13 protein-coding genes are annotated in these 12,040 nt (G+C 73.0%); 2 read left to right on the top strand and 11 right to left on the bottom strand.

The genetic code is table 11. From position 1 onward, the window contains the following. The first annotated feature begins 144 nt into the window (after window positions 1-144). Window positions 145-546, top strand: coding sequence for a hypothetical protein (locus ACFV61_RS30780; protein ID WP_063347103.1), 402 nt, complete (start codon window positions 145-147; stop codon window positions 544-546). A 25-nt stretch (window positions 547-571) separates the two neighbouring features. Here the strand turns inward: ACFV61_RS30780 and ACFV61_RS30775 are convergent, their stop codons facing one another. From ACFV61_RS30775 to ACFV61_RS30725, 11 genes are all read right to left on the bottom strand, one after another. Further along, a complete protein-coding gene (locus tag ACFV61_RS30775) occupies window positions 572-1,300 on the bottom strand; it encodes a sirohydrochlorin chelatase (protein WP_380495173.1) in 729 nt (242 codons plus the stop codon). 11 nt (window positions 1,301-1,311) lie between these two features. Further along, window positions 1,312-2,232, bottom strand: a complete 921-nt coding sequence (locus ACFV61_RS30770) for an ABC transporter permease (protein ID WP_063347101.1) — start codon at window positions 2,230-2,232, stop codon at window positions 1,312-1,314. Next, window positions 2,219-3,022, bottom strand: a complete 804-nt coding sequence (locus ACFV61_RS30765; protein ID WP_063347100.1) for an ABC transporter ATP-binding protein — start codon at window positions 3,020-3,022, stop codon at window positions 2,219-2,221. Before ACFV61_RS30765 ends, ACFV61_RS30770 begins: the two co-directional genes overlap by 14 nt. A 173-nt stretch (window positions 3,023-3,195) precedes the next feature. Then, window positions 3,196-4,383 (bottom strand): aliphatic sulfonate ABC transporter substrate-binding protein, encoded by a 1,188-nt coding sequence (locus ACFV61_RS30760; RefSeq protein WP_380495171.1) that lies wholly within the window; start codon window positions 4,381-4,383, stop codon window positions 3,196-3,198. A gap of 195 nt (window positions 4,384-4,578) precedes the next feature. After that, window positions 4,579-5,913: a sulfate adenylyltransferase subunit 1 gene (locus ACFV61_RS30755; protein ID WP_380495169.1), complete on the bottom strand. Its 1,335-nt coding sequence runs from the start codon at window positions 5,911-5,913 to the stop codon at window positions 4,579-4,581. Between the two features lie 2 nt (window positions 5,914-5,915). After that, window positions 5,916-6,857 carry a sulfate adenylyltransferase subunit CysD gene (cysD, locus tag ACFV61_RS30750; RefSeq protein ID WP_380495166.1) on the bottom strand — a complete coding sequence of 314 codons (942 nt, stop codon included), beginning with the start codon at window positions 6,855-6,857 and terminating at the stop codon, window positions 5,916-5,918. Beyond that, window positions 6,854-7,450 (bottom strand): adenylyl-sulfate kinase, encoded by a 597-nt coding sequence (cysC, locus tag ACFV61_RS30745; protein WP_279634886.1) that lies wholly within the window; start codon window positions 7,448-7,450, stop codon window positions 6,854-6,856. The genes cysD and cysC overlap by 4 nt, the downstream gene beginning before the upstream one ends. Window positions 7,451-7,487: 37 nt before the next feature. After that, entirely contained in the window at window positions 7,488-8,189 is a 702-nt protein-coding gene (locus ACFV61_RS30740) for a phosphoadenylyl-sulfate reductase (protein ID WP_363368686.1), read from the bottom strand. Next, window positions 8,170-8,469: a hypothetical protein gene (locus ACFV61_RS30735; RefSeq protein WP_380495175.1), complete on the bottom strand. Its 300-nt coding sequence runs from the start codon at window positions 8,467-8,469 to the stop codon at window positions 8,170-8,172. Before ACFV61_RS30735 ends, ACFV61_RS30740 begins: the two co-directional genes overlap by 20 nt. Further along, on the bottom strand, window positions 8,466-10,190 hold the full coding sequence (locus tag ACFV61_RS30730; protein ID WP_363368688.1) for a nitrite/sulfite reductase: 1,725 nt from the start codon (window positions 10,188-10,190) through the stop codon (window positions 8,466-8,468). Before ACFV61_RS30730 ends, ACFV61_RS30735 begins: the two co-directional genes overlap by 4 nt. Before the next feature lie 199 nt (window positions 10,191-10,389). Beyond that, window positions 10,390-10,473, bottom strand: coding sequence for a putative leader peptide (locus ACFV61_RS30725; protein WP_347878562.1), 84 nt, complete (start codon window positions 10,471-10,473; stop codon window positions 10,390-10,392). A 178-nt stretch (window positions 10,474-10,651) separates the two neighbouring features. Here ACFV61_RS30725 and ACFV61_RS30720 point away from each other — a divergent pair, with 178 nt between their 5' ends. Further along, window positions 10,652-11,944 (top strand): YihY/virulence factor BrkB family protein, encoded by a 1,293-nt coding sequence (locus ACFV61_RS30720; protein WP_079135509.1) that lies wholly within the window; start codon window positions 10,652-10,654, stop codon window positions 11,942-11,944. Window positions 11,945-12,040 lie beyond the last annotated feature (96 nt).

Here is a 12,040-nt window from a genome sequence, read left to right as displayed (position 1 = left end):
GCACGGTCCGGCCGTGCGCACCCATCGGCGCTTCCGCGCGCCGTCACCCGTAGGTGTGGTGGCGGCTGGCCTTGCCCGTGAGGTCGGTGACACGGTGCCCACGGGGAAGCCGCCGGGGTGCCGGTGTCGTGAGCGGAGGGGCGGATGGCCGACAAGGACGCGGGGCTCAAGGCGGTCGCCGAGCACTACGGGACACACGGGCTGACCGAGGACGAGATCATGAGCGCCGAGCCGGCCGAGCCGCTGGCGGCGGAGTCGGTGATGATCACCACCTCGCTGCGGCTGCCCGAGCCGGTGATGGACGAGGTGCGGCGCCGGGCACGGGAGCGGGGGCTGAAACCGACGGCCATCATGCGGGAGTGGATCGAGGCCGCCGTCGCCGACCTGGAGCAGCCGGTGCCGCCGAGTGTGGTCATCGCGGCGGCTGCGCGGTACCAGCTGCGGGAGCGTGCGGCCCGTAGTGCCCTGCACTTCGAGCGGGCGCGGCACTGGGAGGCGGTCGGACAGGCCGAGTGTCTTCACCAGGCGGAGAAGGCGGCTCGGTGACGGCCGCGCCGGGGCCCGCTCCGGCTCAGGCGGTGAGGGCCGGGGCGACGGCTGCTGCCAGGCGGGCCTCGTCGTAGCGTTCCAGGAGGAGGGCGGCCAGTTCGGGGGCGGGGCCCAGGACGTCGGCGAGGGCGTCCGCTCCGGCGGCCGCGTCGGCGATGCGGTCGGGCAGGAGGCCTGGGGCCAGCAGGTAGGGGGAGACGGCGGTGCGGGCGGCGCCCGCGGCGCGTAGGGCGGCCAGGGCGTCGGGCACGCGCGGGCCGGTGGCGGAGGCGTAGGCCACCTCGACGGCGGCCCAGCCGCGGCTGCGGTGCCACGCGGCGGCCACCGCGCGGGTGGCGGCGTCGGCGGCCGGGTCGGAGGAGCCGGCCGCCGCGAGCACCACACCGGTGCGGGCCCGGACGGCGGCCGAGCGCACGTCCACCCCGGCCTCGGCGAGGCGGCGCTCCAGGGCGGCGAGCAGCAGCGGCGACGGGCCCAGGACGGCGGCGACGGGCAGGGCCGCGCCCGCCGTGCGCAGGGCGGCCGGGATGTCGTGCTTGGCGTGGTAGGCCCGGTTGAGCAGCAGCGGGACGGCCACCGCGTCGTCGAGCCGTCCGACGACCTGCGGGATGCGCGGCGCGCAGTGGTCCAGGTAGGCGGTGGCGACGTCCAGCCCGGGGCGCAGCGCCCGCACCTCCTGGACCAGTGCGGCCACGGTGGCGGCGTGCCGCGGGTCGCGGCTGCCGTGGGCGATCAGCAGGAGGGCGGGCATCGGCGTCGGCCTTACTTGGCGGCGGCCAGCAGGCCGCGGTTGCGCAGCACCCGGCGTTCGACCGGGGTGAAGACGAGCAGTTCGATGGCGATGCCGACGAACAGGATCAGGATGATGCCGAGCAGCACCCCGGACATGTCGGAGAACTCGCGCTGGTCCTCCAGGAACCGGCCCAGGCCCCGGCCGAGGTCGGGGGAGGAGGCGACGAGTTCGGCGGCCATCAGGGAGCGCCAGGAGAACGCCCAGCCCTGCTTGAGGCCGGCCAGGTAGCCGGGCAGCGCGGCGGGGATGAGGACGTGCCGGGCGCCGGTGAGGCCGGTGGCGCCGATGGTGCGTCCGGCGCGCAGGAACAGCGGTGGCACCTGGTCGATGCCGGCGATCAGGCCGTTGGCGATGGAGGGGACGGCGCCGAGCAGGATGACCGCGTACATCATCTGGTCGTTGATGCCGAGCCAGATGACCGCGGCCGGCACCCAGGCGACCGAGGGCAGCGACTGGAGGCCCTGGAGGACCGTGCCGATGGCGGTGCGCACCGGCCGGACGCGGGCGACGACCAGCCCGATCGGGGTGCCGATGACGACGGCGAGCAGGAAGCCGGACAGGCCGCGCCAGACGCTGGTCCAGATGATCGAGAACAGCGTGCCCTGGTACCAGAGGTCCTGGGCGGAGTGCCACACGTCGGTCGGGCTGGGCAGCTTGTAGGCGGAGGTGAGGTGCAGGCTGTACGCCCCCTGCCACAGGGCGAGCACCACGAGGACGCCGATCAGCGGCGGCAGGGCCTTGGTCCGCAGTGCCTGGCCGAGCGAGCCGCGCTGGGCGGAGACGGAGTCGAGGGCGTCCAGGCCGGCGCCGACACCGGCGGTGTCCGTGGCGGCGGCCTTGTCGGTCTTGTCGGCCTTCTCCAGGACCGGGGTGCTGTCAGTGCTGGCCATGGCGACGGATCTCCCCACGCAGTTCTTCGGTGATCTCGATGGACAGGTCGGCGACGCCGGCGGATTCGATGCGGCGCGGCTGCGGCAGGTCGATCCGCCACTCGCGGGCGACCCGGCCGGGGCGGGAGGAGAGCAGGACGACGCGCTGGGCCAGGCGCACGGCCTCGCGCACGTTGTGGGTGACGAACAGGACGGACAGCTGCCGTTCGGCCCAGATCCGGGTGATCTCGTCGTGCAGCACGTCGCGGGTGATGGCGTCGAGCGCGGCGAACGGCTCGTCCATCAGCAGCACCTGGCTGCCCTGGGCCAGCGCGCGGGCCATCGCGACGCGCTGGCGCATGCCGCCGGACAGCTCGTGCACGCGCTTGCCGTACGAGCCCTTGAGGCGGACGAGTTCGAGCAGGCGCTCGGCTTCGGCGCGGCGCTCGGCGCGGGGGACGCCGGCCAGCTTGAGGGCGAGTTCGATGTTGCGGCCGGCGGTGAGCCAGGGGAACAGCGCGTGCTCCTGGAACATCAGCGCGGGGCGGCCGCCCGGCACCTCGATGGCGCCGGCGGTGGGCTGGTCGAGGCCGGCGACCAGGTTGAGCAGGGTGGACTTGCCGCAGCCCGAGGCGCCGAGCAGGGTGACGAACTCGCCGGGCGCGACGTCGAGGGTGATGTCGTCCAGGACGTGGGTCTGCGCGCCCGGGCGGCCGAAGGACTTGTGCACGTGCGAGATCCGGACGGCGGGCGCGGCGCCGCCGGCGCCGGCGCCGGCGGTGTCCGCCGAGGTGGTCAGTGCCGGGGTCATCCGGGCACCTCCTGCGTGAGTGGTCTGGCTGAGGGCTGGCGGAGCGGGGGCCGGGGCCCGGCCCCGCCCGTCCCGGTGGGCATCGATCGCGGATCGACCGGGTGGGCGGGGGTCCGGACCGCGGAGTCGGGGCGGACTCGGCGCCGCGCGGTGCTGTTCGGCGCCGGGTGGCGCTACTTGGCGCCGAGTCCGGCGTCCGCCACGGGGCCCTGGCCCTTGGCCGCGAGCACCTTGTTGAGCAGGGTGAGGTCGTAGATGCCGTTCAGGTTGGCCCCCGCGCCAGCGGAACTTGATTTGGGCAGCTTGAGGAGCCCGGCGGTGACGGCGTGGTCGGCCTCGGCCTGGAGGGTGTTCGCCAGCGGGTCGTCGAGGAAGTCGATGTCGGCCCAGGCGGGGTCGAGGATGGCCGGCTCCAGCGCGTTGCCGGCCTCCTTCTTGATCGCCTCGTTGGCGTCGGCCTTGGCCTTGTCCGGGTTGGCCTTGATGAAGGCGTTGGTGTTCACCGAGCCGCGCAGCACGGCCTCCACCACGTCCGGGTGCTCCTTGAGGAACTTCTGCGAGACGATGATGTTGGTGATCACGAACTTCTTGTCCGGCCAGACGTCCTTCTCGTTGAGCAGGACCTTCGCGCCGAGGGTGACCAGCTTGGAGGCGGTGGGCTCGGGCACCCAGGCGCCGTCGATGGAGCCCTGCCGGTAGGCGTCGGGGGTGACCTTGTTGTCGGTGCGCACCACCGAGACGTCGCCGGCGCCGGACGCCGCGTCGACCTTGAAGCCCTTGCCCGCCAGGTAGTTGAGCAGCGCCACGTCCTGGGTGTTGCCCAGCTGCGGGGTGGCGATCTTCTTGCCCTTGAGGTCGTCCAGCGAGGAGATCTTGTCCGGGTTGACCACCAGCTTGACCCCGCCGGAGGCCGAGCCGCCGATGATCTTCAGGGACTGGCCGTCGGACTTGGTGTAGCCGTTGATCGCGGGGGAGGGGCCGATCCAGCCGATGTCGATGGAGCCGGCGTTGAGCGCCTCGATCTCGGACGGGCCCGCGTTGAAGACCTGGGTCTTGATCTGGGTGGCGCCCAACTCCTTCTGGAACAGCCCCTCCTGGAGGCCGACCAGGGCGGTGCCGTGGGTCAGGTTCGCGAAGTAGCCGATCTTCACGGTGTCCGCGGACAGCTTCGCGCCGGAGGCGCCGGCCGAACTGGCGGCGGAGTCGGCGCCCGCCTTCTTGTCGTCCGCCTTGGAGCCGTAGCTGCACGCCGACAGCAGGGTCACGGCGGTCAGGCCGGCCGCGGCGGCCACCGCGGAGCGTCTGATCCGGCCGGCGTTGGGGCGGGCATGGGTATGCGAGGGGGCCAGGTTCGGTGCCATGGTGAAGTCCTGTTCATCGACGGACCGTCGGGAGGCGGTCTCGGGGACGTGGCGGTCGCCCGTCGGGGCGGCCGGGGGTCGCAAGTCAGCGCTGTCGGCCCGCACATCGGGTCAGGCCGCCCTGGCCGCTGCCGAGGACGCCGCTGCCGATGCGGCCGCCTTCCTTGTCCATGTCCGAGAACGCCTCGCTGGGCATCAGACCCAGTCCTCCTCAGCGGGTTCGGTGGCGCGTACGGTCGCGAAGGCCTCGCCCGCCATACCGGCGGTGAGGGTGGTGCCGTCGGCCGGGTCGATTAGCAGGAACGAGCCGGTGCGGCGGTTGTCGCAGTAGGCGTCGAGCGCCAGCGGCTCGGCGGTGCGCAGCACCACGTGGCCGAGGTCGTTGACGTTCAACCCCTCGGCGCCGGAGCGCTGTTCGAGGGTGTCGCCCGCCTTGGTCGGCAGAGCGATGCGGTAGGTGATGTCCTTGACCAGCGCGCGCACGGTGCGGGTGGTGTGCTTGAGCAGGACCTTGTCCCCGGCGCGCAGCGGGCGCTCGTTGAGGTGGCTGACGGTGGCCTCGATGTCCCTGGTGGGCGCGGGGATCACGCCGGCCGCGATCAGGTCGCCGCGGGAGACGTCGAGGTCGTCGGCGAGCCGGACGGTGATCGACTGGGGCGCCCAGGCGAGGTCCGTCTCGCGGCCGAGCGCGTCGATCCCGGCGACGGTGGTGGTGTGGCCCGAGGGCAGCACCGTCACCGGGTCGCCGACCCGCAGCACGCCGGAGGCCAACTGCCCGGCGTAGCCGCGGTAGTCGGGGTGCTCCTCGCTCTGCGGGCGGATCACGTACTGGACGGGGAAGCGGGCCGGAGCGGCGTCCGGGTCGCTGCCGACCGGGACGGTCTCCAGGTGCTCCAGCAGGGTCGGGCCGCCGTACCAGTCCATGTGCGCGGACGGCTCGACGACGTTGTCCCCGGCGAGGGCCGAGATCGGCACGGCCACCACGTCGCCCACGCCGAGCGAGGCGGCGTAGGCGGTGAACTCCTCGGCGATGGCGGCGAAGACGGGCTCGGCGTAGTCGACCAGGTCCATCTTGTTGACGGCCAGCACCACGTGCGGCACCCGCAGCAGCGCGGCGACGGCGGCGTGCCGGCGGGTCTGCTCGACGACGCCGTTGCGGGCGTCGACCAGCACCACGGCCAGTTCGGCGGTGGAGGCGCCGGTCACCATGTTGCGGGTGTACTGCACGTGCCCGGGGGTGTCGGCGAGGATGAACCGCCGCCGGGGGGTGGCGAAGTAGCGGTAGGCCACGTCGATGGTGATGCCCTGCTCGCGCTCGGCGCGCAGGCCGTCGGTGAGCAGCGCGAGGTCGGGCGCGTCCTGGCCGCGGTTCAGGGAGGCGCGTTCGACGGCCTCCAGCTGGTCGGCGAGCACGGACTTGGAGTCGTGCAGCAGGCGGCCGACCAGGGTGGACTTGCCGTCGTCGACGGATCCGGCGGTGGCGAAGCGCAGCAGCGACGTGGCGGTGGCTTCCTGGGTGGTGCTGGTCATCGTTAGAAGTACCCCTCGCGCTTGCGGTCTTCCATCGCGGCCTCGGACAGCTTGTCGTCGGCCCGCGTCGCGCCGCGCTCGGTGAGGCGGCTGGCGGCGATCTCGGCGATCACGGCCTGGATGTCGGTGGCGACCGAGTCGACGGCGCCGGTGCAGGACATGTCGCCGACGGTGCGGTAGCGGATCAGCCGCCGCTGGACGGGCTCGTTCTCCTTGGGGCCGCCCCACGCGCCGGCGGTCAGCCACATGCCGGCGTGGGCGAAGACGTCCCGCTCGTGGGCGTAGTAGATCTCCGGGAGGTCGATGCCCTCGCGCTCGATGTACTGCCAGACGTCCAGCTCGGTCCAGTTGGACAGCGGGAAGACGCGCACGTGCTCGCCGACGGCGTGCCGGCCGTTGTACAGCGACCACAGCTCGGGGCGCTGGCGGCGAGGGTCCCAGGCGCCGAACTCGTCGCGCAGGGAGAACACCCGCTCCTTGGCACGGGCCTTCTCCTCGTCGCGGCGCCCGCCGCCGAACACCGCGTCGAAGCGGTTCGTCTCGATGGCGTCGAGCAGCGGGACGGTCTGCAGCGGGTTGCGGGTGCCGTCCGGGCGCTCGCGCAGCCGGCCGTCGTCGATGAAGTCCTGGACGTGGGCGACGTGCAGGCGCAGGCCGTGCTCGGCGACGACGCGGTCGCGGTAGGCGATCACCTCGGGGAAGTTGTGCCCGGTGTCGACGTGCAGCAGCGAGAACGGCACGGCGGCCGGGTGGAAGGCCTTGAGCGCCAGGTGCAGCATGACGATGGAGTCCTTGCCGCCCGAGAACAGGATCACCGGGCGCTCGAACTCCCCCGCGACCTCGCGGAAGACGTGCACCGACTCGGCCTCCAGCGCGTCCAGGTGGGACAGCGCGAAGGGGGCGTCTTCGTGGGTGCGGACCGGGCCGTCGGTCGCGGTGGTCATGCGAGACCCCTCTCGGTCAGGAAGGCGTGCAGCTCGGCGGCGGACTCGGCGACCGCGCGGCCCTGCGTCTGGATCCGCAGCTCCGGCTTCTGCGGCGCCTCGTACGGGTCGTCCACGCCGGTGAGGCCGGCCAGCTCGCCGGCGGCCTGCTTGGCGTACAGGCCCTTGACGTCGCGTTCGGCGCACAGCTCGACCGGGGTGGCGACGTGGACCTCCAGGAACTCGGTGCCGGCCGCCGCGTGCCGCTCGCGCACCGCGGCGCGCGAGTCGGCGAACGGGGCGATCACCGGGGCGAGCACCTTGACGCCGTGGGCGGCGAGCTTCTCGGCGACGAAGCCGATCCGGGTCACGTTGGTGTGCCGGTCCTCGCGGGTGAAGCCGAGGCCCTTGGAGAGGAACTCGCGGATCTCGTCGCCGTCCAGGACCTCGACCCGGTGGCCCTCGGCGCGCAGCCGTCCGGCCAGCGCGAAGGCGAGCGTGGTCTTGCCCGCGCTCGGCAGCCCGGTCAGCCACACGGTGGCGCCGCGCTCGCAGGGGGCGGCCGCGGGGGCCGCCTCCGCGGCTCCGTCGGCGGCCCGGGTGTGAGCTGTCACAGTCTCAAGTCCTTCGTCGGTAGTGGGGGGGGGTGGGTCAGAGGTGGATGCCGCACTCGGTCTTGCCGGAGCCGGACCAGCGCCCGGCCCGGGCGTCCTCGCCCTCGGCGGGCTTGCGGGTGCAGGACAGCGGTGAGCAGCCGATCGAGGTGTAGCCCTCCCACAGCAGCGGGTTGAGCAGCACCCCGTGGGCGGCGACGTAGGCGTCCACGTCCTCCTGCGTCCACCGGGCGATCGGGGCGATCTTGACCTTGCGGCGCCGGGCGTCCCAGGACACCACCGGGGTGTCCGCCCGGCTCGGGGACTCGTCGCGGCGCAGCCCCGTCGCCCAGGCGTCGTAGCCGCCGAGGCCGCGGTTCAGCGGCTCGACCTTGCGCAGCGAGCAGCACAGGTCCGGGTCGCGGTCGTGCAGGTGCGGCCCGTGCTCGGCGTCCTGCTCGGCCACGGTGCGCAGCGGCCTGAGGGTGATGACGTTGACCGGCATGGTCGCGGCCACCGCGTCCCGGGTGCCGATGGTCTCCGGGAAGTGGTAGCCGGTGTCCAGGAACACCACGTCCACGCCGGGGAACACCGAGGAGGCGAGGTGGGCGACGACCGCGTCCTCCATCGAGGAGGTGACGCAGAAGCGGCGGCCGAAGGTGTCGGCGGCCCAGGCCAGGATCTCCTGGGGCGTCGCCTCCTCCAGCTCGCGGCCGGCCCGGACGGCTATCTCCTCGTAGTCAGTCGTCGCGCTGGTCACCGGACGAACCCCCGTCGGTCGCAGTCGAGTTGGTCGCAGTCGATGCAGCCGACATCGAGTCGGCCGAAGTCGTGGCGGCCGAAGCCGAGTTGGCCGAAGCCGAGTTGGCCGAAGCCGAGTCGGCCGCGGCCGAGGCGGTCGGGGACAGCAGGCCGAGGAACTTCAGCTGGAAGGCGCGGCGGCACCCGTGGCACTCCCAGGCGCCGTGTCCGACCTCGGAGGGGCGCAGGTCCTCGTCCCCGCAGTACGGGCAGAAGAACGGTGCGGCGCGCTCACTCACGACAGCTGCTCCTCGCCGGCCCGGGCCGCCCACTGGGCGAAGCGCTCGCCCTCGGTGCGGTCGGCCTGGTAGCGGGTCAGGACGCGCTCGACGTAGTCGGGCAGGTCGTCCTTGGTGACCTTGAGGCCGCGGACCTTGCGGCCGAACCCGGCCTCCAGGCCGAGCGCGCCGCCCAGGTGCACCTGGTAGCCCTCGACCTGCTCGCCGTTGCCGTCCGGGACGAGTTGGCCCTTGAGGCCGATGTCGGCGACCTGGATGCGGGCGCAGGCGTTCGGGCAGCCGTTGATGTTGATGGTCAGCGGCTCGGCGAAGTCCGGCAGGCGCTTCTCCAGCTCGTCGATGAGCGTGCGGCCGCGCTCCTTGGTCTCGACGATGGCGAGCTTGCAGTACTCGATGCCGGTGCAGGCCATGGTGCCGCGGCGGAACGGCGACGGGGTGACCCGCAGGTCCAGCGCTTCCAGGCCGGCCACCACCGAGTCGACCTGGTCCTCGGCGATGTCGAGGACCAGCATCTTCTGTTCGGCGGTGGTGCGCAGCCGGTCGCTGCCGTGTGCGGCGGCGAGGTCGGCGATCTGGCCGAGCAGCCGGCCGTCGACCCGGCCGACGCGCGGCGCGAAGCCGATGTAGTACCGGCCGTCCTTCTGCCGGTGGACGCCGACGTGGTCGCGCCAGCGGCCGCTGGGCTCCTGCGGGGCGGGGCCGTCGACCAGCCGGTACGTGAGGTACTCGTCCTCCAGCACCTGGCGGAACTTCTCCACGCCCCAGTCGGCGACCAGGAACTTCAGCCGGGCGCGGTTGCGCAGCCGGCGGTAGCCGTAGTCGCGGAAGATGCCGATGACGCCGCCGTAGACGTCGGCGACCTCGTCCAGCGGGACCCAGGCGCCCAGGCGCACGCCCAGCTTGGGGTTGGTGGACAGCCCGCCGCCGACCCACAGGTCGAAGCCGGGGCCGTGCTCGGGGTGGACCACGCCGACGAAGGCGACGTCGTTGATCTCGTGCGCGACGTCCAGCAGCGGGGAGCCGGAGACGGCGGACTTGAACTTGCGCGGCAGGTTGGAGAAGTCCTTGTTGCCGATGAAGCGCCGCTGGATCTCCTCGATGGCGGGGGTGCCGTCGATGATCTCGTCCTCGGCGATGCCGGCCACCGGGGAGCCGAGGATGACGCGCGGGGTGTCGCCGCAGGCCTCGGTGGTGGACAGGCCGACGGCCTCCAGCTTCTGCCAGATCGCCGGGACGTCCTCGATCCGGATCCAGTGGTACTGGACGTTCTGGCGGTCGGTCAGGTCGGCGGTGTTGCGGGCGTACTGCTCGGAGACCTCGGCGATCGCCTTCAGCTGGGCGACGGTCAGCCGGCCGCCGTCGACCCGCACGCGCAGCATGAAGTACTCGGCGTCGAGCTCGTGCGGCTCCAGGATCGCGGTCTTGCCGCCGTCGATGCCCTCCTTGCGCTGGGTGTACAGGCCCCACCAGCGCATCCGGCCGCGCAGGTCGGCGGGGTCGATCGAGTCGAAGCCCCGGTGCGCGTAGATCGTCTCAATACGTGTCCGTACGTTGAGACCGTCGTCGTCCTTCTTGAACTGCTCGTTGGCGTTCAGGGGGGTGAAGTGGCCCATGCCCCACTGGCCCTCGCCGCGGTGACGGGTCACCTTGCGAGGCGCGGCGGGGCGTCGCGCGGCGGCGCGGTCGGCCGTGGGCTCGGCGGTCTCGGGGGTGGTGGCCATGGTGAAGTCCTTCGGGGCAGATGGCTCTGACGCCGGGTGGGTCGCTGGGGGTGCGCGGCGGTGCGGTGCTGCTGTGACCTGCGGGTATTCCCAGGGCCGGGGAGAGCAGTGACCGTGGCCGGCCGGGCGCCCGCGCGTCCGCTCCAGCGGGGACTGCGAGGTGGGTGGCGCCCGGGTGCGGTGATGCGGCGGGGTGGGCTCAGATCGCCGGACAGATGGCGCTGGACACGCGAAGGAGATCGACGTGGAGTCGACCAACTAGGGTGGTTCCGGCGCTCGGCATGGCAAGAGATTGGCACGGCGCGGGACTTGCGGTCCACTAACATCCGGATGGTGGACGCTGATGTTTCGTTATGTGAGACAGTCGGGGATTCCCGCCGCTCCCCGCCCCGGCGCCCGTCCACGCGCCCGTACCCCGGGGGAGATCAACCGCGCGGCCCCGGCCCGATACCGTTAGACCCGTGCAAGCAGCAGGCGAGACGAGCAGACCGAACCCCGAACGGCCCTCCCGGCGTCGGGGCAAGGGCTCCCGACGCGCGGCCAAACAGGCCGCCTGGCGCCGTACGGCGTGGGAGCTGGTCAAGGACACCACCAACACCTGCGTCGAGTACCGGGTCACCGGACTCGCCGCGGAGGCGGCCTTCTTCACCCTGCTGTCGATCCCGCCGCTGCTCCTCGGCCTGGCCGGCACCCTCGGCTACCTCGACGAGTTCCTCGGGGCCGGCACCATCGACCGGCTCAAGCACGACATCGTCTCGGCCTCCGGGACGGTCCTGTCGGACTCGTCCGTCAAAGAGGTCGTGGTGCCGCTGCTGGACCAGGTCTTCGCCCACTCCCGGCCCGACCTCGTCTCGATCGGCTTCCTGCTGTCGCTGTGGTCCGGCTCCAGAGCGCTCTACATCTTCATCGACACCATCACCGTCATGTACGGGCTCGACGGCAAGCGGGGCATCGTCAAGACCCGGCTGATGTCCCTCGGCCTCTACTTCGGCGCCCTCGTCATCAGCTCCCTGGTGCTGCCGCTGCTGATGGCCGGACCCGGACTCATCGAGAACGCCGTGCCCGGCGTCGCCGGACTGGTCGGCGCCGCCTACTGGCCGGTCGCCATCGTGCTGCTGATCGTCTCCCTCACCACCCTCTACCACCTGGCCGTCCCCGTCTCCACCCCCTGGCGCGAGGACGTCCCCGGCGCCCTGGTCGCCCTGGTGGTGCTGGTCGTCTGCAGCGTCGCCCTGCGGATCTACCTGGTCAGCTCGGTCGAGGTCCCCTCGGTGTACGGCTCGCTGGCCGCGCCGGTGGCCGTACTGCTGTGGATCTTCGTGGTCGCCCTGGCCGTCCTCATCGGCGCCGCCATGAACGCCGCCATAGACCGCCGCTGGCCCACCCTGGAGACCGCCGACGCCCGCGCCGAGAACGAGCGCGCCCAGGAGGAGGCCGCCGCCGCCGTGGTCCGCGAGGTCGCCGCCCGGCGCGCCGCCGAACGGGCCCGGCGCGCCCGCGAACTCGGCCTCGCCGAAGGCGCCGAGGAGGAGTGGGGCGAGGAGGACGGCGACGACGTCGACGTCCCCTCCGAGTACCCGGAACGCTGGGCCGACGTCCTGGCCGCCGACAACGTCCGCGGCCGCCTCACCGCCCGCGGCGGGCCCCACCACCGGCCCGGGCCGCCCCCGCCGGACAGCGACCGGCCGGCCGGGCCGCCGCCGGAGCGGCGGGCGCCCGACTACCCGCCCCGGCCGCCGTGGGAGCAGCAGTAGCGCCCGGGGCTCCGGGCGCGACGGCGGACGCCCACGGCCGCCCCCCCCCCCCCCCGGGGGGGGCCCGGGGGGGGTGGTTTAAAACAATACCCGCCC

Source organism: Kitasatospora sp. NPDC059817 (assembly GCF_042731835.1).
Classification (GTDB): domain Bacteria; phylum Actinomycetota; class Actinomycetes; order Streptomycetales; family Streptomycetaceae; genus Kitasatospora.
This window is presented reverse-complemented; position numbering and strand designations above follow the sequence as displayed.

Bases quoted from the DNA above. Each gene is read 5' to 3' on its own strand.
- ACFV61_RS30780 (WP_063347103.1), top strand. From the start codon at position 145: ATGGCCGACAAGGACGCGGGGCTCAAGGCGGTCGCCGAGCACTACGGG.
- ACFV61_RS30755 (WP_380495169.1), bottom strand. From the start codon at position 5,913: ATGACCAGCACCACCCAGGAAGCCACCGCCACGTCGCTGCTGCGCTTC.
- ACFV61_RS30730 (WP_363368688.1), bottom strand. From the start codon at position 10,190: ATGGCCACCACCCCCGAGACCGCCGAGCCCACGGCCGACCGCGCCGCC.
- ACFV61_RS30770 (WP_063347101.1), bottom strand. From the start codon at position 2,232: ATGGCCAGCACTGACAGCACCCCGGTCCTGGAGAAGGCCGACAAGACC.
- cysD (WP_380495166.1), bottom strand. From the start codon at position 6,857: ATGACCACCGCGACCGACGGCCCGGTCCGCACCCACGAAGACGCCCCC.
- ACFV61_RS30775 (WP_380495173.1), bottom strand. From the start codon at position 1,300: ATGCCCGCCCTCCTGCTGATCGCCCACGGCAGCCGCGACCCGCGGCAC.
- ACFV61_RS30765 (WP_063347100.1), bottom strand. From the start codon at position 3,022: ATGACCCCGGCACTGACCACCTCGGCGGACACCGCCGGCGCCGGCGCC.
- ACFV61_RS30725 (WP_347878562.1), bottom strand. From the start codon at position 10,473: ATGCCGAGCGCCGGAACCACCCTAGTTGGTCGACTCCACGTCGATCTC.
- ACFV61_RS30760 (WP_380495171.1), bottom strand. From the start codon at position 4,383: ATGGCACCGAACCTGGCCCCCTCGCATACCCATGCCCGCCCCAACGCC.